At 29.4% G+C, this 24,666-nt stretch carries 24 protein-coding genes, 4 tRNA genes and 2 pseudogenes; 23 read left to right on the top strand and 7 right to left on the bottom strand.

What is annotated here, in order from left to right; genetic code table 11:
• Nucleotide 1: 1 nt before the first annotated feature.
• From ACOTVC_RS05570 to ACOTVC_RS05560, 3 genes are all read left to right on the top strand, one after another.
• The gene (locus ACOTVC_RS05570; protein ID WP_039628204.1) at nucleotides 2-1,018 is read left to right on the top strand and encodes a fla regulon two-component system sensor histidine kinase FlgS; all 1,017 of its coding nucleotides are present in this window, start codon (nucleotides 2-4) and stop codon (nucleotides 1,016-1,018) included.
• A 42-nt stretch (nucleotides 1,019-1,060) separates the two neighbouring features.
• Nucleotides 1,061-1,137 (top strand) — tRNA-Arg (locus ACOTVC_RS05565).
• A 13-nt stretch (nucleotides 1,138-1,150) separates the two neighbouring features.
• Nucleotides 1,151-1,618 carry a tRNA (cytidine(34)-2'-O)-methyltransferase gene (locus ACOTVC_RS05560; protein ID WP_047208168.1) on the top strand — a complete coding sequence of 156 codons (468 nt, stop codon included), beginning with the start codon at nucleotides 1,151-1,153 and terminating at the stop codon, nucleotides 1,616-1,618.
• On the opposite strand, the gene ACOTVC_RS05555 is transcribed toward ACOTVC_RS05560, so the two are convergent.
• A complete protein-coding gene (locus tag ACOTVC_RS05555) occupies nucleotides 1,615-2,343 on the bottom strand; it encodes an amino acid ABC transporter ATP-binding protein (RefSeq protein WP_214116525.1) in 729 nt (242 codons plus the stop codon). The genes ACOTVC_RS05560 and ACOTVC_RS05555 overlap by 4 nt on opposite strands.
• Nucleotides 2,336-3,088 (bottom strand): amino acid ABC transporter permease, encoded by a 753-nt coding sequence (locus ACOTVC_RS05550; protein WP_214116527.1) that lies wholly within the window; start codon nucleotides 3,086-3,088, stop codon nucleotides 2,336-2,338. Before ACOTVC_RS05550 ends, ACOTVC_RS05555 begins: the two co-directional genes overlap by 8 nt.
• A gap of 221 nt (nucleotides 3,089-3,309) precedes the next feature.
• Here ACOTVC_RS05550 and ACOTVC_RS05545 point away from each other — a divergent pair, with 221 nt between their 5' ends.
• Genes ACOTVC_RS05545 through ACOTVC_RS05525 form a run of 5 tightly spaced genes read left to right on the top strand, consistent with a single transcriptional unit; the run spans nucleotide 3,310 to nucleotide 8,676 of the window.
• Nucleotides 3,310-4,752 (top strand): alanine/glycine:cation symporter family protein, encoded by a 1,443-nt coding sequence (locus ACOTVC_RS05545; protein WP_214116529.1) that lies wholly within the window; start codon nucleotides 3,310-3,312, stop codon nucleotides 4,750-4,752.
• Nucleotides 4,752-4,892 carry a hypothetical protein gene (locus ACOTVC_RS05540; protein ID WP_087685579.1) on the top strand — a complete coding sequence of 47 codons (141 nt, stop codon included), beginning with the start codon at nucleotides 4,752-4,754 and terminating at the stop codon, nucleotides 4,890-4,892. The genes ACOTVC_RS05545 and ACOTVC_RS05540 overlap by 1 nt, the downstream gene beginning before the upstream one ends.
• A gap of 33 nt (nucleotides 4,893-4,925) precedes the next feature.
• Nucleotides 4,926-6,920 (top strand): glycine--tRNA ligase subunit beta, encoded by a 1,995-nt coding sequence (gene glyS / locus ACOTVC_RS05535; protein ID WP_214116531.1) that lies wholly within the window; start codon nucleotides 4,926-4,928, stop codon nucleotides 6,918-6,920.
• A complete protein-coding gene (locus ACOTVC_RS05530) occupies nucleotides 6,917-7,723 on the top strand; it encodes a M23 family metallopeptidase (protein ID WP_214116533.1) in 807 nt (268 codons plus the stop codon). Before glyS ends, ACOTVC_RS05530 begins: the two co-directional genes overlap by 4 nt.
• Before the next feature lie 2 nt (nucleotides 7,724-7,725).
• Nucleotides 7,726-8,676 (top strand): SAM-dependent methyltransferase, encoded by a 951-nt coding sequence (locus tag ACOTVC_RS05525; protein WP_421627945.1) that lies wholly within the window; start codon nucleotides 7,726-7,728, stop codon nucleotides 8,674-8,676.
• Here ACOTVC_RS05525 and ACOTVC_RS05520 read toward each other — a convergent pair.
• On the bottom strand, nucleotides 8,666-9,688 hold the full coding sequence (locus ACOTVC_RS05520) for a bifunctional 3,4-dihydroxy-2-butanone 4-phosphate synthase/GTP cyclohydrolase II (protein ID WP_087689726.1): 1,023 nt from the start codon (nucleotides 9,686-9,688) through the stop codon (nucleotides 8,666-8,668). The two genes, ACOTVC_RS05525 and ACOTVC_RS05520, sit on opposite strands and share 11 nt — an antisense overlap.
• A gap of 107 nt (nucleotides 9,689-9,795) precedes the next feature.
• On the opposite strand from ACOTVC_RS05520, the gene ACOTVC_RS05515 reads away from it, so the two are divergent.
• Nucleotides 9,796-9,870: transfer RNA gene (locus tag ACOTVC_RS05515), tRNA-Gln, on the top strand.
• Between the two features lie 13 nt (nucleotides 9,871-9,883).
• Nucleotides 9,884-9,959: transfer RNA gene (locus ACOTVC_RS05510), tRNA-Met, on the top strand.
• A gap of 170 nt (nucleotides 9,960-10,129) precedes the next feature.
• On the opposite strand, the pseudogene ACOTVC_RS05505 reads toward ACOTVC_RS05510, so the two are convergent.
• Nucleotides 10,130-10,635 (bottom strand): annotated as a pseudogene (locus ACOTVC_RS05505) (hypothetical protein); the annotation flags it as partial.
• Nucleotides 10,636-10,654: 19 nt separating this feature from the next.
• Here ACOTVC_RS05505 and ACOTVC_RS05500 point away from each other — a divergent pair.
• The gene (locus ACOTVC_RS05500; protein WP_421627912.1) at nucleotides 10,655-10,948 is read left to right on the top strand and encodes a hypothetical protein; all 294 of its coding nucleotides are present in this window, start codon (nucleotides 10,655-10,657) and stop codon (nucleotides 10,946-10,948) included.
• Between the two features lie 14 nt (nucleotides 10,949-10,962).
• Here ACOTVC_RS05500 and ACOTVC_RS05495 read toward each other — a convergent pair whose 3' ends face one another.
• The 3 genes from ACOTVC_RS05495 to ACOTVC_RS05485 form a co-directional block, all read right to left on the bottom strand.
• Nucleotides 10,963-11,112 (bottom strand): hypothetical protein, encoded by a 150-nt coding sequence (locus tag ACOTVC_RS05495; RefSeq protein ID WP_214099375.1) that lies wholly within the window; start codon nucleotides 11,110-11,112, stop codon nucleotides 10,963-10,965.
• 314 nt (nucleotides 11,113-11,426) lie between these two features.
• A tRNA-Ile gene (locus ACOTVC_RS05490) sits at nucleotides 11,427-11,503 on the bottom strand.
• Between the two features lie 52 nt (nucleotides 11,504-11,555).
• Nucleotides 11,556-12,665: an FtsW/RodA/SpoVE family cell cycle protein gene (locus tag ACOTVC_RS05485; protein WP_039641193.1), complete on the bottom strand. Its 1,110-nt coding sequence runs from the start codon at nucleotides 12,663-12,665 to the stop codon at nucleotides 11,556-11,558.
• Nucleotides 12,666-12,737: 72 nt separating this feature from the next.
• On the opposite strand from ACOTVC_RS05485, the gene ACOTVC_RS05480 reads away from it, so the two are divergent.
• The 12 genes and pseudogenes from ACOTVC_RS05480 to ACOTVC_RS05425 form a co-directional block, all read left to right on the top strand.
• A complete protein-coding gene (locus ACOTVC_RS05480; protein ID WP_087685598.1) occupies nucleotides 12,738-13,700 on the top strand; it encodes an RluA family pseudouridine synthase in 963 nt (320 codons plus the stop codon).
• Complete coding sequence (locus tag ACOTVC_RS05475) at nucleotides 13,654-14,868, top strand: fibronectin type III domain-containing protein (RefSeq protein WP_214116804.1); 1,215 nt, start codon at nucleotides 13,654-13,656, stop codon at nucleotides 14,866-14,868. Before ACOTVC_RS05480 ends, ACOTVC_RS05475 begins: the two co-directional genes overlap by 47 nt.
• Nucleotides 14,868-16,058: a tRNA (guanosine(46)-N7)-methyltransferase TrmB gene (gene trmB, locus ACOTVC_RS05470; protein ID WP_214116802.1), complete on the top strand. Its 1,191-nt coding sequence runs from the start codon at nucleotides 14,868-14,870 to the stop codon at nucleotides 16,056-16,058. The genes ACOTVC_RS05475 and trmB overlap by 1 nt, the downstream gene beginning before the upstream one ends.
• A gap of 33 nt (nucleotides 16,059-16,091) precedes the next feature.
• Entirely contained in the window at nucleotides 16,092-16,748 is a 657-nt protein-coding gene (locus tag ACOTVC_RS05465) for a cell division ATP-binding protein FtsE (protein ID WP_214115577.1), read from the top strand.
• Entirely contained in the window at nucleotides 16,735-17,541 is an 807-nt protein-coding gene (locus tag ACOTVC_RS05460) for an ABC transporter permease (protein WP_214099480.1), read from the top strand. The genes ACOTVC_RS05465 and ACOTVC_RS05460 overlap by 14 nt, the downstream gene beginning before the upstream one ends.
• Nucleotides 17,538-18,713 carry a murein hydrolase activator EnvC family protein gene (locus ACOTVC_RS05455; protein WP_421627910.1) on the top strand — a complete coding sequence of 392 codons (1,176 nt, stop codon included), beginning with the start codon at nucleotides 17,538-17,540 and terminating at the stop codon, nucleotides 18,711-18,713. The genes ACOTVC_RS05460 and ACOTVC_RS05455 overlap by 4 nt, the downstream gene beginning before the upstream one ends.
• A gap of 55 nt (nucleotides 18,714-18,768) precedes the next feature.
• Entirely contained in the window at nucleotides 18,769-19,494 is a 726-nt protein-coding gene (gene pyrH / locus ACOTVC_RS05450) for a UMP kinase (protein ID WP_421627909.1), read from the top strand.
• A gap of 9 nt (nucleotides 19,495-19,503) precedes the next feature.
• Nucleotides 19,504-19,722 (top strand): DNA-directed RNA polymerase subunit omega, encoded by a 219-nt coding sequence (locus ACOTVC_RS05445; protein ID WP_214099482.1) that lies wholly within the window; start codon nucleotides 19,504-19,506, stop codon nucleotides 19,720-19,722.
• A complete protein-coding gene (locus ACOTVC_RS05440) occupies nucleotides 19,706-21,895 on the top strand; it encodes a RelA/SpoT family protein (protein ID WP_421627907.1) in 2,190 nt (729 codons plus the stop codon). Before ACOTVC_RS05445 ends, ACOTVC_RS05440 begins: the two co-directional genes overlap by 17 nt.
• Nucleotides 21,896-21,908: 13 nt before the next feature.
• Complete coding sequence (tyrS, locus tag ACOTVC_RS05435) at nucleotides 21,909-23,111, top strand: tyrosine--tRNA ligase (RefSeq protein ID WP_214116822.1); 1,203 nt, start codon at nucleotides 21,909-21,911, stop codon at nucleotides 23,109-23,111.
• Nucleotides 23,111-24,208 (top strand): nitronate monooxygenase, encoded by a 1,098-nt coding sequence (locus ACOTVC_RS05430; RefSeq protein WP_214116820.1) that lies wholly within the window; start codon nucleotides 23,111-23,113, stop codon nucleotides 24,206-24,208. The genes tyrS and ACOTVC_RS05430 overlap by 1 nt, the downstream gene beginning before the upstream one ends.
• Nucleotides 24,201-24,666 (top strand): annotated as a pseudogene (locus tag ACOTVC_RS05425) (N-acetylmuramoyl-L-alanine amidase); the annotation flags it as partial. The gene ACOTVC_RS05430 and the pseudogene ACOTVC_RS05425, both read left to right, overlap by 8 nt.

Raw genomic sequence — 24,666 nt, 5'->3', positions numbered from 1 at the left:
TATGGATGAAAATATTTTAAAAAGTTTAGATTCTAGTGAAAAAGAAAACTTGCAACAAGGTTTAAAAGCATTAATAGAACAAACCTATGTTATAGAAAATGAATATAAGCAACTTAATGAAAACTACACAGCATTAAGACAAATGGTAAGTGAAATTATAGAAGTTTTACCTATGGCTTTGTGGATTTTAGACGCAAATAAAAATATTATTTTGCAAAATAATTTAGCTACACAAAAGCCAAAGCTTTTAGAATGTATTGATCTTGATAAAACACATTATGAGCTTGAGTTTGATCATAAATTTTATCTAATCAAAATCACCTCTCATACTGATAAACTTATAGTAAATGCAACAGATATTAGCGATGAAAAAAGAAATGAAAGGTTAGCTAGTATGGGGACAGTTGCTGCACACCTAGCACATGAAATACGCAATCCCATCGGCTCTATTTCTTTATTAAGCTCTACTCTGTTTGAAAGAAGTGAGTTAAAAAATAAGCATATAGTATTAGAAATTCAAAAAGCAATTTCAAGAGTAGAGCGTATTGTAAATTCTACCTTGCTTTTTACAAAAGGTGTGCATGTTAATTTAAATGAGTTTAATTTAAAAGAATTACAAGATGAATGCGAGCAGGCTATTGGAGCTTATAATTATCTAGCTAATATTGATTTTAAATTTGAATTTTTGGATTTAAAAATCAATGCAGATAAATCTTTGCTTGCTTTGGTTTTGCAAAATTTGCTTTATAACGCCATAGATGCTATTGAAGAAAGTGAAAATGATGATGGTTGTATAAAAGTTAAATGCGAGCAAAAAGAAGATAAAGTTTTTATCAAAGTTTATGATAATGGTGTGAGTATCAAAGATAAAAAAATGGTTTTTGAAGCTTTTAAAACAACTAAATTAAAAGGTAATGGCTTAGGTCTTTCTTTATCAAAACAAATTATTGATGCACATAATGGGATTTTAGGTTTTGATGAAAATCCAAAATGTTTTTTTATAGAGCTTAAAATTTAAGCTCTATAAAATAAATTTTTTCTTAAAATAATAGAAATATTTGTCCTCATAGCTCAGCTGGATAGAGCGCAGAATTCCTAATTCTGAGGCCGCAAGTTCAAACCTTGCTGGGGACACCATTCAAGGAAAAAGATGTTTCATATAGTCTTGGTTGAGCCTCGCATACCGCAAAATACAGGAAGTATAGGTAGAATGTGTTTTAATGCAGGATTTACTTTGCATATTATTAATCCACTTTTTAGTATTGATGAAAAGGCGGTTAGAAGAGCAGGGCTTGATTATTGGAAAAAGTTAAATCCTTTATTATGGGATAATTTAGAAGATTTTTTAAAAAAATATGAAAAATTTCAAGATAGATTTTTCTTTGCAACAACTAAAACCACTCAAGCTTATTTTGATGTAAATTATCAAAAAGGTGATTTTTTATTTTTTGGAAGTGAAAGTTTTGGTTTACCTATGGATTTAATGCAAAAAAAATGGGAAAATGCTATTACTATACCGATGAAAGATTGTGGTAGAAGTTTAAATTTAGCTACGAGTGTAGGCATAGTGAGTTATGAAGCTTTGAGGCAAAATTTTGCCTCTTTTGAAAAATTTTAATGATTTAAAACTTGATTTAAAAATTCTTTCAATCTTTCATTTTTTGGGTTTTCAAAAGCTACTTTAGGACATTCATCTACTGCTATAATGCCTTTATCCATAAAGAAAATTCGATTAGCTACATTTCTTGCAAAGCTCATTTCATGTGTAACTACAAGCATGGTTAAACCTTCTTTAGTCACTTCTTTCATAATGTTTAAAACTTCACCTATCATCTCAGGATCTAAAGCCGAAGTTGGCTCATCAAATAAAATCACATCAGGATTTATCATCAATGATCTTGCTATAGCAATACGCTGTTTTTGTCCACCTGAAAGCTTGTGAGGAAAATAGCTTTCTTTATCACTTAAGCCAACTTTTTTGAGTAATTCTCGTGCTTTTTTTACTGCTTCATCTTTGCTCATGATTTTAGTTTGTACTGGTGCTAAGCATAAATTTTCTAAAACATTTTTATTATTAAAAAGATTAAAATGTTGAAACACCATGCTTACTTTTTGACGAATTTTATTGATATCTGCTTTTTTATCAAGTATATTGACATTATTAATATAAATATTACCACTATCTGGTGTTTCAAGTTTGTTTAAACAGCGTAAAAAAGTACTTTTTCCGCCCCCACTAGGCCCTATAATAGCAATAATATCGCCTTTATACACTTCAACACTAATATCTTTTAAGACTTCTAAATTTCCGTATTTTTTAATTAAATTTTCTATTTTAATCATGTTTATTTAATCTCACTTCTATAAATCTTGCAATGAGTGTTAAAATTTTAACACTTACATAATACACAAGTCCTGTAAAAATAATAGGCTTAGGGTTGTAATAGATTGCTTGTAAGCTTTTACTTTGCATGGTAATATCCATAACGCTAATATAACCCACTATTGAAGTTTCTTTAAATAAAGAAATAAATTCATTCATTAAAGAAGGTAAAATGTTTTTAATTGCTTGCGGGAAGATGATTAGCCTCATAGAAGCAGAATAATTAAGTCCCATTGCTCTTGCTGCTTCCATTTGTCCTTTATCTACGCTTTGAATTCCACTTCTTACGATTTCGGCTACATAAGCAGAGCTATTAAGCCCAAGTGCGATAATAGCTACATAAAAATTATCACTCCAAGTAGCAAAAATCACTACTGAAAAAATTAAAAGTTGTAAAAGCAGAGGGGTTCCACGTATAATGTCTATGTATTCATCTATGATAAAATTTAAACTTTGGATTTCTAAAAATCTTAAAAATGCTAGGAAAAAACCAAGCACTATTCCTATTAAAATTCCACCCACTGTTAAACCAAGTGTTGTGAAATAACTATGAACATAAGCTTTGGCTTCTATAGTATAAGCATATTCACCTATGGCTAAACCATTTTGATCTTTAACTTGTAAAATTTCAATAGGAAATGAAAAATAAGCCCAAAAAACAATAATGGCAAAAAATACAAAAATTTTCATCGTATTTTGTTTCAACTTACACACCTTGTAAAATTTTAAAAATCTAAGTGTATAAAAATTAAGTTTTCTTTTTACTTAAAGGTGTCTTATATGATTTTATTATTAGTATTTTGAGTTAAATTTTCACATAGCTTTAAAAAATAAAATAAATTTAATCTAAAATTATATTTTTTTATGACAAATTCATTTTTTTTATGATAAATTTATGCTCAGAAATTATAAAAAAGGAGATAAATATGGATTTGATATCCCAATTTGTTGCCTTTGTGAATAATCAGTATTATTCTATTTTAGTAATTTTACTTATTGCCACAGGGTTTTATTATAGTTATTTGACGGGTTTTGTGCAATTTCGAATGCTTCCTTATGTGTTTGATATCTTAACAGAAAAGCAAGAAAAGCATGAAAAGCACCATATTACTCCTTTTCAAGCTTTGATGATTTCAACAGCTTCAAGAGTTGGTATAGGAAATATCGCAGGTATTGCAGTAGCTGTTGTTTTGGGTGGGCCAGGTGCTTTGTTTTGGATGTGGGCTATGGCGTTTTTTGGTGGTGCCTCAGCTTTTGCAGAAAGCACTCTAGCGCAAGTTTATAAAAGCCGTGATGGTAAAAGTTTTAAAGGTGGTCCTGCTTATTATATTAGTAAAGCCTTAAATTTAAAATGGCTTGGAGCTATATTTGCGGTGATTTTAATCATCACTTACGCTTATGGATTTAATGGTCTTCAAAGCCAAACTATGACTTCAGCGTTTGAGTTTTACTATAAAGGCATGGTTGATGCTAGCGAAGTGAGTTTTGCTCAAAGTTGGTGGCCTATTGTAATAGGAGCAATTTTAGCTGTTTTTGCTGCTTATATGTTTTTTGGTGATCATACTAAAATAGGTAAAGTAAGTTCGGTTATCGTTCCTATTATGGCTATGATTTATGTGGGTTTATCTATCATAGCAATGTTTATGAATTTTGATAAAATTCCTGAAGTGTTTTCTATGATTTTTAAAAGTGCTTTTGATTTTGAAGCTATTTTTGGCGGATTTGCAGGCTCTGCTTTGGTTATAGGTATAAAAAGAGGATTGTTTTCTAATGAAGCGGGTATGGGTTCAGCGCCAAATGCAGCAGCTTCAGCTCTTACAACTCATCCTGCAAAACAAGGGGTTATTCAGGCATTTTCTGTATTAATTGATGTGATTATTTGTACAAGTTCAGGATTTTTAGTGTTATTTTCACTTGCTTATGCAAATAATATCGGCGTAGATGGTAAGCCTATTTTAACAGCACTGCCTTTAGTGCAAGAATCCATGAAAGAATATTATGGAAATTTAGGTGTGCATTTTACTACTGTTAGTATAGTTTTATTTGCTATTACTTCTTTGATAGGAAATTATTACTATGCTCAAGCAAATATTAAATACCTTACTCAAAATCCTATTATTATTAATCTTTTTAAAGCAAGCGCTGTGCTTATGATTTTTATTGGTGCAAATATGGATTTAAAATTTGCGTGGGATTTAGCTGATACTACTATGGCGTTTATGGCTACGATTAATATCATTTCTATTTTATTGCTTGGTGGTATAGTGAAAAAGGTATTAAAAGACTTTAGCGAGCAAAAAAGACAAGGTAGAGATCCAGTGTTTAGTGCTTCAAAGCTTGGTATTAAAAATGCAGAGTGTTGGGACTAATGATAGATTATATTATTATTGCTTTGTTTGTAGCTTTTATGGTTTTTCTTGTGTTTGGCTTTAACCGCCAAATGCAAGAAAAAGCTAAACAAAGAGAAGAAAAACTAAAAACAAAGAAAGATTTTAAAAAAAATAGGTAAAATACACTAAAAATTTTTAAAAAAGAGTGTAAAATGAAATTGTTAATAGAAATAGGCACAGAAGAACTTCCTGCTATTCCTTTATTAAAAGAGCTTCCAAATATTACTAAAAAATGGGAAAAGATTTTACAAGAGTATCATTTAGAATCTGAATTTAAATTTTTCTATACTCCTAGAAGATTAGTTTTTATTCATGAAAATTTTAAAGAAAAACAGGATGATTCTTTTGTGGAATTTATAGGCGCACCTAAGGCGATAGCTTATAAAGATGGAAAGCTTACTCAAGCAGGACTTAGCTTTTTAGAAAAAAGTGGTTTAAAAGAAGAAGAGCTTGAATTTAAAGAAATTAAAGGTAAAGAAGTTTTGTATTGTCAAAAACAGGTGCAAGGCTTACAAAGCAAAGCAGTTTTAGCTCAAATGATCGAAGCTTTTTTAAAAAGCTTGAGCTTTGGTAAAACCATGAGATGGGGTGATGGTAGTTTTGAATTTATCAGAGCTATTCGTTCGCTTTGTTGTATTTTAAATGATGAGTTGATTGAATTTGAAAGCTATGGTGTTAAAAGTGCAAAAAGTACTTTTGTACATAGAAGTGTTAGTTATGATTTGATAGCTTTTGCGAATATTGATGAGTATTTTAAAACTTTAGAGCAAAATTATATTATTTTAGATCAAGAACAAAGAAAAAAGCTTATCATTGAACAGTTAAAGATGCTTGAAAAAGAAAATGATATTACTATTGCAGAAGATGATGAGCTTTTGGCTGAAGTTGTAGCTATCACAGAGTATCCAAAAGCATTATTAGGGCATTTTGAAAAAGAGTATTTAGAAATCCCAAGTGAGGTAATCATCACTTCCATGAGAGAAAACCAACGCTATTTTGCAGTATTTAAAAACAATACTTTAAGCAATCATTTTATCGTAGTTTCTAATGCGGTTTGTAAAGATTATTCTAAAATCATTAATGGAAATGAAAGGGTTTTAAGAGCAAGATTGAGCGATGCGATGTTTTTTTGGAAAAATGACTTAGCACAGGGCTTAAATAATGATAAAATAAGCCAAATGGTTTATCTTGAAGGACTTGGAACCTTAAAAGATAAAATCATTAGAGAACAAAAAATCGCTGCTAAGCTTTGTGAGATTTTTGCTAATACCCAAAAAGATGAAATCTTAAAAGCCATAGAATACTCAAAAGCTGATCTAAGTACTCAAATGGTGTATGAATTTACTGATCTTCAAGGTATTATGGGATCTTATTATGTTAAGGCTATGGGTATGAGCGATGAGCTTGCTTTGGCGATTAAAGAGCAATACCTTCCAAATGGCGATAATTCAGCTATGCCAAGTAATGAATTTAGCTCTATTGTAGCTTTAGCTTATAAATTTGATACACTTATGGGGCTTTTTTCAATGGGGAAAATCCCAAGTGGCACAAAAGATCCTTATGCTTTAAGAAGAGCAGCAAATGGTGTTTTAAAAATTATCCTAGCTTTAAATAAAAATTTTGATCTTAAGATGTTTTTAGAAGCAATAGCTAGTGAATATAAAAGCTTTGATTTGAAAATTTTATTAGATTTTATCTTAGAGCGTTTATATACTTTTTATGAAGTAAATGCTTCTTTTGTTAAAGCTGTGCTTAGCTCTAAAACTTATGATGTTATTTATATTGATTCTTGTATGAAAGCTTTGATTCAAAGCGCAAATAAGGCAGATTTTAGTCAAAATTTTACTACTTTTAAGCGTTTAGCAAATATTGCAGTATTGAGTGAAGCTCAAGTTAATGAAAATTTGTTTAACACTCAAGAGGAAAAAGATTTATATCAAGTTTTTATGCAGTGTAAAACAAAAGAAAACAACACTCAAGAGCTTTTAGAAAGCCTTTTTGCGCTAAAACCACAAATTGATGCTTTTTTTGATAAAGTAATGATTAATGACAAAGATGAAAATATCAAAAATAATCGTCAAGCTTTGGTGTGTGCAATCTATCGTGAGTTTTTAAAAATAGCTGATATTAAAGAGCTTAGTGTATGAGAAGAATTCTTTTTTTTCTATGTTTTTTGATTTTTACTTTAGAAGCTAGAGAGATTGAGCTTGTAAAAGGTCAAGTAGTTTTTTTAGAATTTGATAAAAATAATTTTTTGCAAGTTAGTTCAAATTCTAAAAAACTTCCTTTTTTTGAGTATAAAAATAAAATCATTGTTAGCATAGCTATGCCTTATAAAAATCCTAAAGATAGAAAATTAATAGCTGAATTTAAAGATAATTCCAAAGAAGAAATTAACATAAAATTTAGTGAAGGAAACTATAAAAAAGAATTTTTAAAAGTTAGCGCTTCTAAGGTCAATCCACCTAAAGAAACACTTGAGCGCATTAGTAAAGAATATCAAGAAGCTATTAAGGTTTATAATACTTATGCTAATACAGCTTTATTTGAAGGCAATTTTACATATCCTTTAGAAAGTAAAATTACAAGTGATTTTGGAAAAGCAAGATTGTTTAATGATACTCTTAAAAGTTATCATAGCGGAACTGATTTTAGAGCAGCAAGTGGAACAAAAATTTATGCGAGTAATGATGGTATTGTAAGGATTGCTTCAAATCGTTACTATGCAGGAAATTCGGTAGTGATTGATCATGGATATGGGATTTATTCTCAGTATTATCATCTATCAAAACTTAATGTAAAAGTAGGGCAAAAGGTAAAAAAAGGCGAGCTTGTAGGTTTGAGTGGAGCTAGTGGTAGGGTTACAGGACCACATTTGCATTTTGGAATTTTAGTCAATGGTGTGCAAGTTGATCCACTTGATTTTATAGCTAAATTTAATGCTTTATAATGATAGCTTTTAGTGAGTTTTTTCAAAACTGGATTGATAAATATTACTCTCAAGCTGTGAGTGTTGGCAAAAATGGAGATTTTTATACTGTAGTTAGTGTGGGAAATCTTTTTGGGGTGCTCTTAGCCAATCATTTTTTAAAACTTATAGATGATAAAAAACTAACTTTACCGGTTGAAGTTGTAGAAATAGGGGCAAATGAAGGGCATTTAATGCTTGATTTTATACAAGCTTTATACACTCTTAGAGCTGATGTTTTAGAGCAGATTGAATGTTTTGTCATAGAGTCGCATGAAAAGTTAAGATGTGTTCAAAAAAAACTTTTTGATGAATATGATTTAGATGTAAAAATTTATAATTCTTTAGAAGAATGTCATTTTAAAAATGCTTTTTTTTATGCTAATGAATTATTTGATTGTTTTGCATGTGAACTTATAAAAGATAAAACAATGGCATATGTTGATGATGATTTAAACATTGTTTTTAAGCCTATGCATGAAGATCTTTTAAAAGAATGTGAAAAATATGCTATCACCAATAGCGAGCTTTGTATCTCTTATAAACCTTTTTTATCCAAACTAAAACAAACTTGTGAAAAACTAACTTTTGCATGTTTTGATTATGCAAAAAAAGAAGAAAAAATTAGCATTAGAATGTATAAAAATCACCAAGTGTATAATCTTTTTGAAGAGAATTTAAAAGATTTTTTTGCTAAAAGTGATATTACATATAATGTAAATTTTGATCATTTTTTACAAGTTTTAAAAGAAGAGGGCTTTGAAGTGTTAGAATATAAAAATCAAAATCAAGCCTTAATTGACTTTGGCTTAGAAGAAATTATCGAACATGCTAAAAATGCTAATCCCCAAATTTGTAAAAACTTTATCAGCCAAAGTAAAAATTTGATGTTTAACTTTGGCGATAAGTTTAAGTTTTTAGAATTTAAGCTTTAAAATCACTGCTTGTAATATCAAGCCCAAAACCTTTTAAGCCTATAAATTCTTTATCGGTATTTTGACTTAGAAGTTTGATTTTTGAAATTTTTAAATACCTTAAAATTTGCGCTCCTATGCCGTAATTTTTAAATTGTGTGTTTTCTTGTTTTTCATTTTTCATGAAAATGATTACGCCACCTTCTTGGCTTAAAAACTCAATTTGTTTTAATAATTCATTAAATTTATTAGAAGTTAGAAGTTCAAAGTCGCTTCCACTAAGATAAAATTTAACATTCTCACATTCTTTCAAAGCGCCAAAGCTAAAAGCTATATGTTCATTTTCATTATGATCTTTAAAAGTCATTTTTTTAGCTTTAAAACCTGCTAAAATACTGTCTTCTTCTTTGATTAAAGAAATCAAACTTTCATTTTTTAAACGATACTCGATTAAATCTGAAATAGTAATCATATTAATAGCGTGTTTTTTGCAAAACTCAAGCAAATCGCTTCTTCTAGCCATATCTCCATTATCTTTGACAATTTCACATATCACGCACGCTTCTTTTAATCCTGCCAAGCGACATAAATCCACTGTTCCCTCGGTATGGCCTGTTCTTTCTAAAACCCCGCCTTTTTTTGCTATCAAAGGATTAATATGACCAGGACGCACAAAATCACTTGCCTTTGCATTATCATCAGCAAAAATTTGTATAGTCATATCCCTTTCATAAGCACTTACTCCTGTTGTTGCATTTTTTGCATCAACGGTTATGGTGAAAGCTGTTTCGTGATTTGATGTATTTTTAGGTACCATTAAAGGTAGTTCAAATTTTTTAGCTAAGTTTTCACTCAATGCTACACACACCACACCTCTTGCGTGAGTAATGGTAAAATTTATTTTTTCTTGTGAGCTAAATTGCGCAGGGAAAATTAAATCCCCTTCATTTTCTCTATCTTCTGCATCTACCATTACTAACATCTTGCCATCTTGAAGTTCTTTTATAGCTTGTTCTATGCTTATATATCCCATAAAATTATTCCTTAATAATATTTTTAAAAATATTATAGCATTTTTCTTGACATTATGTAAAAAATAATATATAATACCAGTTCTAATTTAGAAATTACTTCATTTATTGGGGTATCGCCAAGCGGTAAGGCAACAGGTTTTGGTCCTGTCATTCAGGGGTTCGAATCCCTTTACCCCATCCACTTCATATGATGCCGCGAAGTAGAGCAGTGGTTAGCTCGTCGGGCTCATAACCCGAAGGTCGGGAGTTCAAATCTCCCCTTCGCAACCAATCTTTATCATTTTGCTAATTTTATTGTTATAACATTAGAAATACAATAATGGGACAGAATATGCTTTCATCATGGTGTAACAAACAAGAAGAAATCTGTCGGTGGAAAAATAAAAAGTCCATAAAAATGGACACTTTATTTTTCTACAAACCTTAAACTTAAAATTTGATTATCTTATTTCTTTTACTTTATTTTTCCAAAAATCAATAATTTTTTATCAATTTTAGGATTTATTTCAGCTTCTTTTATTAAATCATTTATACAATCAATTCTTTTTTGCCTAGATTTAATGGTTTTTAGTTTCTTAGCGTCTTCATAATACTTAATATATTGATTTTCAAAAAGACTTACACCATAATTATTTTTTAAAAGCTGAATAATACCAGCAATTAAACCATAAGCTTTAGGATGTCTTTCTTGTATTTTTTGTTCCATTTCTAATGCAAGTTTTCTTCTGCTTTCTGCAACATCTTTATTTTTTGATTTTAAAGCTATATCAACGCTTTCTTCTGCGATTAAGATAAAATTTATTGCCTCTAAATAATTATCCTGGCTATTTGAAGAGAGATAATGTGAAATTTTTTCTTGTTTATTTGTAGGAAAATTTTTACACTGCTCATATAATTCTCGATAAGGTCTTTCTAATCTTTTAATTTTACCATAATGAATTTTTAAATGTAAAAAGGCTGTAATCATGAAAAATAAAATAATTGTTTGTTTTGTTGTTTTAGTTAATATAATCCCTATTATATCTTATATTGTTTATATCAGTAGTACCAAGCTGTCAAATTTTCAGTTTTTATTTTCATTAATTTGTTTTTTTGTAGTTTTTGGATCAATCTCTATACTTAGTTTGTTATTTTTAAATACAAAAAAGATTATTTCTTTATCGCCTGCAAAAAGAGAAGAAGACTATAACAATTATGATTTTACTGATATTTCTTATAGTTTTCTACCTTATAATATTCACCATAATGATTACAAGTAGAAAAGTAATACTCCTTAAATTTTAGGAGTACTATTTTCTTTTAAATCCGAATTTCTATCATTTATTTGTTTTTGAATTTTATCTTGCGTATTTTGATTTACTCTATTTATTTCCTCTGCAACACTTAAACCACCACTAACAATGTCTTTAGGTGTATTTCTCATAGTAACTATACTATTCTCATTAGAATTAATTTGATTTGCCGTAGAATTAGATTTTTGTTTTGCTGAAAAAGGGTTGTAATGATCTTTAGCAGTGTATTATAAATATTTTGTTATAAGCTTATGCAAAATGAAAATTCTTATTTGTCTCTTTGTAAAATCCAGTTTTAATATCTGATATTTTTATAATGGTTGATTTAAATAATTTATTATTGAACGCAATTGCTAATTTTTCTAAAGTATGTAAATTTTTATTATACTTGTTGTAAAAATTTTATATTTCAAGGAGTATTATTTTTGTTTTTAATAAAAATAAATGGTGGATTTAGCAGGACTCGAACCTGCGACCAACCGGTTATGAGCCGGTTGCTCTAACCAACTGAGCTATAAATCCGCCAGAAGTTAAAATAAAAATGTTATTATATCTTTATTTCCTTAATTTAAATTTAGAATTTTATTTTTACCGCTTTTTCTATTGCTAAATATCTAAAAGTTATTAAATTTTGTAAAATTCCAAAGAAAATCATAAAGGTAGCAAAAGAACTTCCACCATGACTAAAAAATGGCATAGGTATACCAACAACAGGAGCAAAACCTATGGTCATTGATATATTTACTGCTACATATATGAAAATAAACAAAGCAATGCAATTTGTCACTACTCTTGTAAAATAATCATCTTTGAGTTTGTAATTCAAACTCAATAAGTGAAAAATGAGTAAGGTGTAAAGCAATATGATTATAACCGCACCAATAAAACCAAATCTTTCAGATAAGTATGCAAAGATAAAATCACTCGTAGAAATAGGTAAAAATTTAAAATGTGTTTGTGTGGCTTCATCTGCTTTTTTTCCACTCAAACCACCACTTCCTATAGCGATGATGGATTGTTTTACATGGTAACTTGGCTCTTCAGCTAAGAAATCATGAATTCTTTGTTTTTGATAAGGCTTTAAAAAATCACTATAAATAATAGGTGAAGCAATAGCTATAACTAAAAAAATACTAAGCCAAATTTTATAATTTACCCCTATGATAAAAAGCGTTCCAAAGCCTACTATTAAAAGTACTAAAGCTGTTCCTAAATCAGGTTCTCCTGCTATAAGTAAAAATGGGAGTAAGATATAAAAACTTAGCTTTAAAAATTGTTTTAAACCATAGCCATTATGAGGTGGTGGGTTTTGATAAATCAAATAAGCTAACATTAAAATAAAAGAAGGCTTAAAAATTTCAGAAGGCTGTATGGTAAAATGCGTAAAAGGTATCTCAAGCCATCTTCTAGCACCAAGTTTTTCAACACCAAAAATATCTACGCTCAAAAGTAAAGCTATATTGATCCAATATAACACAGGTATAAGCCACATTAATCTTCTTAAAGGTAAAAAGAAAAAAAATGCAAATCCTGCAAAACCTACTAAAGTATAGATAAATTGTTTTTCGGCTAAGCGTGTATTTGCTTCATAAATTAAAAGAAAAGATATAGCTATGATAGGCAACACTAAAAGAGGTTGAACAAAATCAAAATGCGTTAGAATTCTTCTATCAAGTTTTATCAAAGCTAACCTTTTTTACAAAATATTGTGTAATTATATGCTAAAATTGCAAATTTTATCACAAGGAAATATAATATGCTAAAAATTTCATCGCTTTGTGAAGAAAGATTGGATATTTTTTTATCAGATATACTTAAGCAAAGTCGTTCGCAAGTTGCTAAACTAATCAAAGAAAATTGCATATATATTAATGAAAAATTAGAAAATAAAAGTTCTAAAAAAATAAAACAAAAAGATGAAATAAGTATTTTTTTACCTTTAGTAAAAGAAGCCAAAGAAAGCTACACGCCCGAGTTTGATATAGAAATTTTATATGAAGATGATGATGTTTTAGTTTTAAACAAAGCTCCTAATGTTGTCGTGCATGGTGCAAGTAGTGTTAAAGAAGCGACTTTGGTGGATTGGCTTTTGCATAAGGGCTATGCTTTATCAAATTTAAATGGAGAGCATAGAGCAGGGCTTGTGCATAGACTTGATAAAGGCACAAGCGGAGCTATCATCATAGCTAAAAACAATCAAGCACATCAATTTTTAGCAAATCAACTTTTAGATAAAAGCATGGGAAGATTTTACCTTGCTTTGAGTGAATTGCCTTTGAAAAATGATAAAATGAGTAATGAAAAAGCTATTATGCGTTGTCCTAATAATAGGCTTAAAAAAATTACTACAAACACTAAAAATCCTTTGGCAAAAAATGCAAAAACAGATTTTATAAATTTATTAAGTGCTAAAAACTGCTCTTTAATAGCTGCTAAGTTATACACAGGAAGAACCCATCAAATCAGGGTGCATTTGGCAGATTTTAATCGCTACATTTTAGGAGATGAATTATACGGATATAAAGGAAAAATAAAGTATAATAGAGTAATGCTTCATGCGTATTTGATTTATTTTATTCATCCTAGGACTAAAGAGTTAATGTTTATAAAAGCTCCTATGTTTGATGATTTTTATCAAATTTTAAAAGAAAATTTTACACAAGGAGAGATAGATGAAAAAACTTCACTGGATTATCTTAAGTTCTGCTTTGGCTTTTAGTGCTTGTAGTACAACTATGAGTTCGCCTCAAATTGCTCAAGTAAATGATACTTTACCAAAAATTTCAAATATTAAAAGTATAAGTGATATTACAAGTATAGCTTTTGAATGGGAACCATTGTATGATCAAAATATAGCAGGCTATTATATTTATAGGGCAAATGCAGCTGGTGCACCTATGGAGCTTATAGCAAAAATTAAAAATAAATTTCAAACTCATTATACTGATACAAATTTAGAACCAAATACAAGGTATTATTATTCTATGAAAACCTTTAACGAGCTTGGACAAGTTTCTCAAGATGGCGTGAGTATAGAAGCTTTTACAAATAGAGTGATTGATCCAGTGCCTTTTGTGCAAGCTATTGTTGGTTTGCCAAATCGTGTAAAAATAGTTTGGAGACCACACCCTGATGTAAGAGTAAATTCATACATCATTGAGCGTGCAAACATGAAAGATATGAAATTTAAAGAATTAACTAGGGTTAAAAATCGCTTAAGTGCTGAATATATAGATGATTCATTAAAGCCTGATGAAAGTTTTCAATATAGAATCATTGCTTTAACTTATGATGGTATTAAAAGTACTCCAAGTAAGATAGTCGAATCAACCACCAAAGCCCTTCCTCCTATGGTAAGTAATTTGCAAGCAAGCAAAGATGCACCAAGAAAAATCATTCTAACTTGGGATAAAATTGATTATGCTGATTTTGCTTATTATAAAATTTATTCAAGTTCAACTACCTTTTTACCTTTTAGCGTGGTAGCTAAAACTTCTGAAAATACTTATGAAGATGTAGTTAAAGGTGTGGCTGAAAAAAGATATTATAAAGTGAGTATGGTGGATAAAGATGGCTTGGAAAGTCCTATAGCAAGTGAGCCTGTAGAAGGTATTACCTTAGGGGCGCCATTAGCACCAAGTATTGTTTTGTGTGCTGTTGAAGATGATGGCATTAGAGTTGAATGGGTTGATAATGATGATAGAGCTAAAGAGTATATAGTTAAAAGAAGTGGTGGTGGAAGTAATGCTATGTTTAAAGAGATTAAATCTAAACAATTAAAAGATATCACAGCTGTTCCTGGAAAAGTGTATAGTTATGAAGTTATAGCTATTGATGCAAATGGTATAGAATCAAAAGCTTCTGATAAATTTACAGCGGTGAAATAATGCCAAATTTTAAGTGTAAAATTTTAAAAGAAATTCAACTTCCTTTTGAAAAAGATGGGGTTGAATTTTTATGGCTTGCTAAAGGTGAAAATGTAGATTTGCTTTTTACGCGCATAAAACAAGAAAACTTTTTTTTGCAAATTAAAAAAGATGAAAAAAAACTTGAATGGCTTATTAAAGGTGAAAAACACACTAAGCCTTCGCAAATTGGGTACTTGCAAAAAGCCTTACTTGTGTTTAAAGAAAATTTCACTCAAGATGTAGTTTGTGAAGCTGTGGCGTTAAAACATACAAGGTTAATCCAAAAAACACCTTTAATTGCTAATGATTTAAAAGAGTTGTTAGAGCAAATAAAAAACAAAAAGCAAATTTACATTGAAATAGGCTTTGGAAGTGGTAGACATTTGCTTTATCAAGCAAGATTAAATCCTGACGTTTTGATTATAGGTGTAGAAATTTACACCCCTGCGTTAGAGCAAGTAGCTAAACTTGCCTTAAGTGAAAACTTAAATAATGTTTTATTAATAGAAACTGATGCAAGATTATTATTAAACGTACTTGAATCTAATCTAGTAGATAAAATCTTTTTGCATTTTCCTGTTCCTTGGGATAAAAAGCCTCACCGTAGAGTAGTGGGGTTAAATTTTGCAAATGAATGCGCTAGAGTTTTAAAAGAAAATGGACAATTTGAACTTAGAACAGATAGCTTTTTGTATTTTGATTTTACTTTAGAAACTTTTTTAACTTTTTCGCATTTAAAAGCCTTGATTAAGAAAAATGAAAATTTAGAAATTTCAAGCAAATATGAAGATCGTTGGAAAAGACAAAATAAAGATATATATGATTTAATCATCAGTGGTTTTAGTAAGAGTGAAAGTTTAAGTAAGGATCAAAAATTTGCTATTGAAGATTTAAAATTAAACACAGAAGAATTAGCTTGTGTAAAAAAGAATTTTAAAAATGAGGTTTTTAAAGGTGAGGATTTTTTCTTGCATTTTGAAAAAATGTATATTAAGGATGATGGGCTTATTATTAAAATAGCTTTTGGTGCTTTTTACAAGCCTGAACATGTTTATATAGCTTTAAACACACAAAAAATAGAATTTATCTTTGAGCAACCCTTTAAAACTAAAGAAAATTTAAAAGCTATAGAAAAATTAAGAGAAATATTGTATTCTTATATCAAATAATAATTTATAAAATAAATTAAGGAAAAAGCAGTGATGATAGAAGCTAAAAAGCTTTGTCTTGGTTATGATGAACTTGTTATAGAAAATGCTAGTTTTTCGCTGAAAGATAATGATTTTGTTTTTATTACAGGAAAAAGTGGTAGCGGGAAATCAACTTTGTTAAAATCTTTCTATGGAGATTTGGAGCCAATAAGTGGAAGCTTAAAGGTTTGCAATGATGACTTAGTGGATATTTCTAATGCTGAGCTTTTGCAGCTTAGGCAAAAAATAGGAATTATTTTTCAAGATTATCGTTTAGTTCAAGAATTTAGTGTAGAAAAAAATGTAATGCTACCTTTGATGATTAAAGGTTATAGTAAGAATGTATGTAAAGAACAAGCTGCAAAGCTTTTAAAGCATGTAAATTTAACTTTCAAAGCTGATAAAAAGCCAGCTCAGCTTTCAGGTGGAGAGCAACAACGCGTGGCTATGGCAAGAGCTTTAGCACATAATCCAAAATTACTCTTATGCGATGAACCAACGGGAAACTTAGATGAGTATTCTTCAGATATTATATGGACTTTATTAAAATCAGCTAGAGAAATACTTGGAACTTGTGTGGTAGTTGTTACGCATAGAATTCCTACTAATTTAAGACTTGATTATCGTCGTTTTAATATAGAAAATGGGAGAATGAATGAAATCTTTTAAAAATCATCTTTCTTTAATATTTGCTTTAATGGTAATGATGTTTGCTTTTGAATTTTTAATCATTACAAACAAAACTATAGAGCATTATGAAAAACTTTTAAATAAAGATTATAATATTATTTTAGTAGGAAAAACTCATTTAGATAAAAAAAGCATAGAAGATCAAGTAAGTCATTTTCAGTCTTTAGAAATTTTAAATCCAAATGAAATGATAGATAGACTTAAGAATGATATATCGGCTAAAAACATAGAGGTTTTAAAGGCTACATTGCCAAAATTTTATACTTTAAAACTCAATAAGCTTTTATCAGAAGATGAACTAAATGCTTTAAAAGATAAGCTTTTAAAAAATCCTAATATTACTAAAGTAGAAACTTTTGCTAAAACACATACAAAAATTTATAAACTTTTGGTCTTGGTGAAATTTTTATTATGGTTTTTCTTGTTTATTATAATATTGCTTAGTTTTGTATTATTGCTTAAACAAATGAAAATTTGGCTTTTTGAGCATACTCAAAGAGTAGAAATCATGTGTTTACTTGGAGCACCATTTTGGTTTAGATCTTTTATGCTTTATAAGATTGTTTTTATTGATTGTTTTATAGCGTTTTTATTGCTTGTATTATTTTTTACCCAAGTTTATGATCTTGAATCCATTAAACTAGCTTTGCAAAGTGTGGATATTAGTTTACCTAAAATAAGTATTTTCACGCATTTGTTTTTGATTTTTTTAGCAATGCTTTGTGTTTGTTTTGCTTGTGTGAATTTTGTAATGTTTAAGGTTAGAAAATGAAAAAATGCTTTTGGCTTTTTTTATTTTCTTGTTCTATCTTGTTTGCAAATGAAATCGAACAAAAACAAAAAGATATTAAAGAAAATGAACGTATAGTAAAGCAACTTTCTAAAAAATTAGAAGATTTAGCAAGCGAAATTTTAGATAATGAGAAAAATTTAAAAAAAATCGCTTCAGAAATTAGCACTTTAACTTCAAAAACTTCTAAGCTTGAAAGCTCAGTAAAAACTCAAATAAAAGCACTAGAGCAACTCAATGCGCAAAATAAAGATCTTTTGCAAAATAAAAATAAAATCGAAGGAAAGATTATTGATTTAATTGCTAAAGATTTTGCTTATGATTTGGCAATTCCTAAAAATTATATTGAAAGTGAAGATAGTATTATAGCTTTAGAATTAGTTGGGGTTTTAGATAAAATTTTTAAGGAAGAATTTTACCAAATTTCAAAAGATTATGAAGATATAAGCAAAAAAATAGAAGAAAAACAAATACAAATTACTACAATTAATAGCAATTTAAAATCCTATAAAGATCAAATTGATGAGCTTAAAAATCTTAGAAAAAAGCAAGAGCAAGAAATAGTTAAACAAAAAACTGATAAGGAAATTTATACTAGAAAACTTTCTAATTTACAAGCTCAACAACAAGAATTAAGAAAAACACTTAATAAATTAAAAATTATCAAAGAAAAAGAAGAAGAAAAATTAGCACAAAAAAAAGAAGATAAAAAGCCAAATTCAAATATAAAACAAGTGGGTTCAAGCTATCAAACAAGCAGTGTCAAGCGCTATAGCGGCTCTAAGACAATCGCCCCTTTAGAATCTTACACAGTAAAACAAAAATTTGGAAATTACATAGATCCTATTTATAATATTAAAATTTATAACGAAAATGTAGTTTTAAAAAGTGATAGCGCTAATGCTGCAGTAAGAAATGTTTTAGATGGTAAAGTGGTTTTTGCAAAAGCAACTCCAACTTTAAAACAAGTTGTGATTGTTGAAAATAAAGATGGTATACATACTATTTATGCACATTTAGATAAAATTGCACCTGGGGTTAAAGTGGGTAGAAATATTAAAAAAGGTTATATTATAGGCAGGGTTGAGAGTGATTTAACTTTTGAAGTAACACAAAAGAATTTTCATATTAATCCTTTAGAAATGATTAAATAAATTAGTTTTTTTTAATGCGAATTTTGATATAGTTTCAAATCAAAGGAGAAATTTAATGAACAATAAAAGAAAAAGAGTATTGGTTAAATTTTCTGGGGAAGCTTTGGCTGGAGAAAATGGGTTTGGTATAGAAAATTCTATTTTAAAATACATAGCTTCTGAGATAAAAAGCTTGATTAATGAAAATGTTGAAGTAGGTATAGTAATAGGCGGTGGAAATATCATTAGAGGGGTATCTGCTGCAAGAGATGGGCTTATAAAAAGAACAAGTGGCGATCATATGGGTATGCTTGCTACTGTGATTAATTCTATAGCTATGCAAGAAGCATTAGAAAGCGCTGGGCTTGATGTAAGGGTTCAAAGTGCTATTCAAATGGAAGCATTTTGTGAAACTTATATTATGAGAAGAGCGCATAGACATTTAGAAAAAGGACGTATAGTTATTTTTGCTTGTGGTACAGGTAATCCTTATTTTACTACAGATACTGCTGCAACTTTAAGAGCGGTAGAAATTCAAGCAGATATGATTATTAAAGCGACTAAAGTAGATGGAATTTATGATAAAGACCCTAAAAAATATGATGATGCTATTATGCTAAATGAATTAAGCTATGAAAGAGCTTTACATGATAATATAAAAGTTATGGATGATACAGCAATAGCTTTAGCTAAAGATAATGCTCTACCTATCGTGGTATGTAATATGTTTAAAGAAGGAAATTTATTAAAAATCATTCAAGGCGATATGAGCTTATGCTCTATTGTTAAAAATCAAGGTTAAAGGTAAAAAATGAGAGTAGAACAAATAGCTGCAAAAGCATTAAAAAAATTAAAAGATGATAGATATAAACTAGCTCTTGTAGTGGCTAAAAGAGCTGAAGAGCTTGCAAACGGTGCAGAACCTTTGGTAAATTTAGATAAAAATAAATTCAAATATACCGACATTGCTTTACATGAAATAGCAGAAGACAAAATCGTTTTAGAGGGATTTATTGAAGCTAGTAAATGATGAGTTATTGTTAGATAAACTTGTTGATGATGTTAAAAATTGTAAGGATTTACAAAGAGCAAAAGAAATCCTTTTTATGGTCTTTCCACAATCTGCTGTTTTAGAAAAAGCAGTAGATTTTTGTATCCAAAAACACGAAGGACAATTTAGAAAAAGTGGGGAACCATATGCAGTCCATCCTATATTAGTAGCTTCTTTTGTGGCATTTTTAAGCCCGGTGCAGTCTATGATCATCGCTGCATTATTACACGATGTGTTAGAAGATACAAATTGTAATGAAGACGAATTAAATGCAAATTTTGGTGAAGAGGTAACCAAATTAGTTCAAGGTTTAACTAAAATAGTCAGTATTAGAGAAGATCATCTTACGCGCTCTAATTCTAATGAAAAACTTGCAAAATCTGCTTTAACTTTTAGAAATATGCTTTTAGCTGGTGTTGAAGATGTGAGTGTGCTTGTAATAAAACTTTGCGATAGATTACACAATATGCTTACTTTAAATTTTTTAAGAGAAGATAAACAAAAAAGAATCAGCGAAGAAACCTTGGTAGTATATGCGCCTATAGCTCACAGACTTGGAATTTCAAGTATAAAAAATTTACTTGAGGATTTAAGTTTTAAGTTTTTATTACCTGATGAGTATGCACAAATTGATAATTATATAAATGCAAAAGATCAACAAATTCAACTTGGATTTAATGAATTTATTTCAAAGATAGAAATGTTGTTTTTAGAGAATGGTTTTAGACAAGGCAGTTTTGTTATACATAAAAGAATTAAACATAATTATTCTATTTATTTGAAAATGCAAAGAAAAGGTGTAGGACTTGATGAAGTTTTAGATCTTTTGGGTGTAAGAATTTTGGTAGAAAAAGTTTATGATTGCTACTTGGCCTTAGGAATTTTACATACGCATTTTAATCCTTTAATCTCAAGATTTAAAGACTATATAGCCTTGCCAAAACAAAATGGTTATCAAACCTTACACACAACACTTTTTGATGCAAAAAATATTATAGAAGCTCAAATTCGCACCTTTGATATGCACAAGACTGCTGAATTTGGTGTGGCAGCACATTGGAAATACAAAGAAGGAAACATAACAACACCAAATTTAGATTGGCTTGCAGATATTTCCATGCATGGCAAAGAAGAAGGAAATAATATACAAGATTGTGATGCTATTGAGCTTTATGAATATGCAAAAGATAGTTTATATATAGAAGATATAGCGGTATATTCTCCAAAAGGTGAGATTTTCACTTTGCCGCGTGGGGCTACGGCTTTAGACTTTGCATATGAGGTTCATACTAAAGTAGGGTTACATGCAAAAACAGCTTTTGTTAATCGTATGAGAGTGCCGCTTTTAACTGTGTTAAAAAATGGAGATATAGTTAGCATTGAAACTTCAGAAGAAGAATTTTTTAGATGTTCTTGGATAGATAGTGTTAAAACAGGAAAAGCTAGGGCTAGTATAAGAGATTTTTGTAAGCAAAAGAAAAAAGAATTAAATAATAAAATTGCTATAAATCTTTTATCTACGGTGTTTAATAAAGATTCTAAGCTTATAGAAGAATGGCTTGAAAAAGAAAAATTTAACAAAAAGCTCAGACAAATTGCCTTGGATTTTAATTATTTTAAAGAGGTAATTATAGCTCTTAGAAAATATATAGGGCAAAATCAAGCAGCTAAATTTGAGCAAAATGAGCAAAAATTTGAAAGTATAGTAATTGGTTCTAACTATAAAATAACCACGATTAATTTTGATTATTGTTGTAGGCCTAAAAGAGGGGATGAAATCATTGCTTTTAGACACTCAACTGGAGCAACGATACACCATAAGCTTTGCGAGCAAGCAATGAAAATGATAGAAGATAATAAAGAAATGGTTTTTGTTTCTTGGAATGATAGCTCGATAAAAAGTTACAAAATCATCGTTTCTATAGAAAATAAAAAAGGTTCTTTAGCAGATTTTCTAACTACTTTAGCTAAAATGCAAATAAATGTTTTAAGTATCAATTCAGCTGATTCAGAGCCTGTGGTGGCAAATTATTTTGAAGTGCAGGTTGAATTACCTAATAATGTAGATGTTGAAAATGCAAAAGAAAGATTAAAAGCTAGGTATAAAATCTTAGATTTTACATCTTTAAACGATGCGTATAATAATCACTAAAAAAGGTTTTATAATGAATATTGAAGAAATTATTAAAGAAATTAAACGAGGAATAGCAGAAATTATTGATGAGGAAAGATTAGTTTCTTTGGTAAAAAATTACTATGAAAAAGGTGAAAATTTTTTTATAAAGGCTGGTTTTGATCCTACAGCTGCTGATTTGCATTTGGGTCATACTGTGGTTTTGAGCAAAATGGCTTTGCTTCAAAAGCATGGAGCTATAGTGCAGTTTTTAATAGGTGATTTTACTGCTCAAATCGGTGATCCAACAGGAAAAAGTGCTACAAGAAAAAAGCTTGATAAAGAAGAAGTACTTAAAAATGCCAAAACCTATGAAGAGCAAGTTTTTAAGATTTTAGATCCAAGTAAAACTCAAATTCATTTTAATTCTAAATGGCTCAATGAGCTTGGTGCCGCTGGTATAGTAGAACTTGCTTCGACTTTTAGTGTTGCTAGAATGCTTGAAAGAGATGATTTTACCAAGCGTTTTAAAGAACAAAGTCCTATATCAATTTGTGAGTTTTTATATCCACTTTTACAAGGTTATGATAGTGTTGCATTAAAAAGTGATATAGAAATGGGTGGAACGGATCAAAAGTTTAATCTTTTAATGGGTAGACAGCTTCAAAGAGTATATAATTGCCAAAAAGAACAAGCGGTGATGATGATGCCATTGCTTGAAGGCCTTGATGGCGTAAATAAAATGAGTAAAAGCTTAGGAAATTATATCGGTGTGACTGAAAATGCCAAAGATATGTATGCTAAGGTTTTGAGTATAAGTGATGAGCTAATGTTTAGATATTATGAGCTTTTAAGTGAAAAAAGCTTAAATGAAATTTCACAAATAAAAGATGATATTAAAAACAGTTCATTACATCCTAAAAAAGCTAAGGAAAATTTAGCTTTGGAAATTACTGCACGTTTTCACTCAAGCGAATGTGCGCTAAAAGCTAAGGAAGAATTTGATAAAGTTCATAGTGCAAAAGAGCTTCCTAGTGATATATCAAGTTTTGCCTTAGAAGGTAGTATTTGGCTTGCAAAAGCTATAGTAGAGTGCAAAATGGAAAGTTCTACTTCAGCAGCTAGAAGATTGATTAATTCTAATGCAGTAAGTGTTAATGGAGAAAAAGTTCAAGATGAACAATACCAACTAGAAAGTGGTGAATATATTTTACAAGTTGGAAAAAGAAAATTTGCAAAATTAAAGGTAATATGATGAGTTTTAAAGTTTTAAAAATTGGAAAGCATGAGATAAAATATCCTATTTTTCAAGGTGGTATGGGACTTGGTATAAGTTGGGACAAACTTGCTTCTGCGGTTTCTTTAAATGGTGGATTAGGGATTATTTCTTCAGTAGGAACTGGATATTATGAAAATAGAGCACATATAGATAAAGAGTTCAATGCAAAGCCTTATGGTAGTGATAATTTTTACTCAAAAGCAGGCTTAAAAGCCTTGATAGATAATGCTAGAAAGGTTTGTAAAGATGCACCTTTAGGCTGTAATATTTTATATGCAAGTAATAATTATGCGCAAATTGCACGCAATGCTTGTGAAGTTGGTTTTAATGTAATAGTTTCAGGCGCAGGGCTTCCTACAAATTTACCTGAATTTACACAAGATTATCCTGATGTTGCTTTGGTGCCTATTGTATCATCAGCTAAAGCTTTAAAAATTATCTGCAAAAGATGGCAAAGTAGATATAATCGCTTGCCTGATGCAGTTATAGTTGAAGGACCAAAAAGTGGTGGACATCAAGGTTTTACTTATGAGCAATGTTTAATGGATGAATATCAATTAGAAAATGTAGTGCCACAAGTTGCGCAAGAAATTAAAAACTGGGGAGATATACCATTAATTGCTGCAGGTGGAATTTGGGATAAGCAAGATATAGAAAAAATGATGTCTTTAGGAGCAAGTGGCGTTCAAATGGGAACTCGCTTTATAGGAACTTTTGAATGTGATGCGAGTGATGATTTTAAACAAGTATTGTTAGATTGTAAAAAAGAAGATATTGAGCTTTTAAAATCTCCAGTTGGCTATCCCGCAAGAGGAGTAAGAACTAATCTTTTAAATTTAGTGGATAAAAGAATGGGGCCAAAAATTTCTTGTGTGAGCAATTGTGTTGCACCATGTGGCAGAGGCAAGGAAGCTACTAAGGTGGGTTATTGTATAGCAGATAGATTATATGATGCTTGGAGTGGTAAAAAAGAAACAGGCTTATTTTTTACAGGGGTTAATGGATATAGACTAGATAAGCTTATTGGTGTAGAAGAGCTAATGAAAAAATTAGTTAATGGTGAAGATGCTTAGAATATTTTTTATTTTTTTATTATTTTGTCTTAGTGTTTTTGCTAATGCAGAAGTTAAGAAATTTGATCAAAATTTTTTAACTTCTAATTCAGAAGAAAAACTACAATTACACCAGCAGTTAAAATCTTTGTATATACAAAGTGTGATTAATGATAATAATGAAGAAAAAAATGAGATTTTAAAAAGATTAATTATAAGTTCAAATTCTTTAGGTTTTGATGATAAAGCTTATGTGCAAGAGCTTAAAGAAAGTGGGGTAAGTGAAGAAGAAATTTCGCGTTTAAAAAATGCTTTAAAAGTTATACAAGATCAAAAAATAAAAAAAGAACAACCAAAAATTGAAACTAACACCACATTACCTATTAATAAAAAAGAAGATAAAAAAGAAGATAAAAAAGAAGATAAAAAAGAAGATAAAAAAGAAGATAAAAAAGAAGATAAAAAAGAAGATAAAAAAG

This window comes from Campylobacter sp. GB48 (assembly GCF_049221845.1).
Lineage (GTDB): Bacteria > Campylobacterota > Campylobacteria > Campylobacterales > Campylobacteraceae > Campylobacter_D > Campylobacter_D lari_C.
The sequence above is the reverse complement of the archived record's forward strand: the minus strand, read 5'-3'. Positions and strand labels throughout refer to the sequence as shown.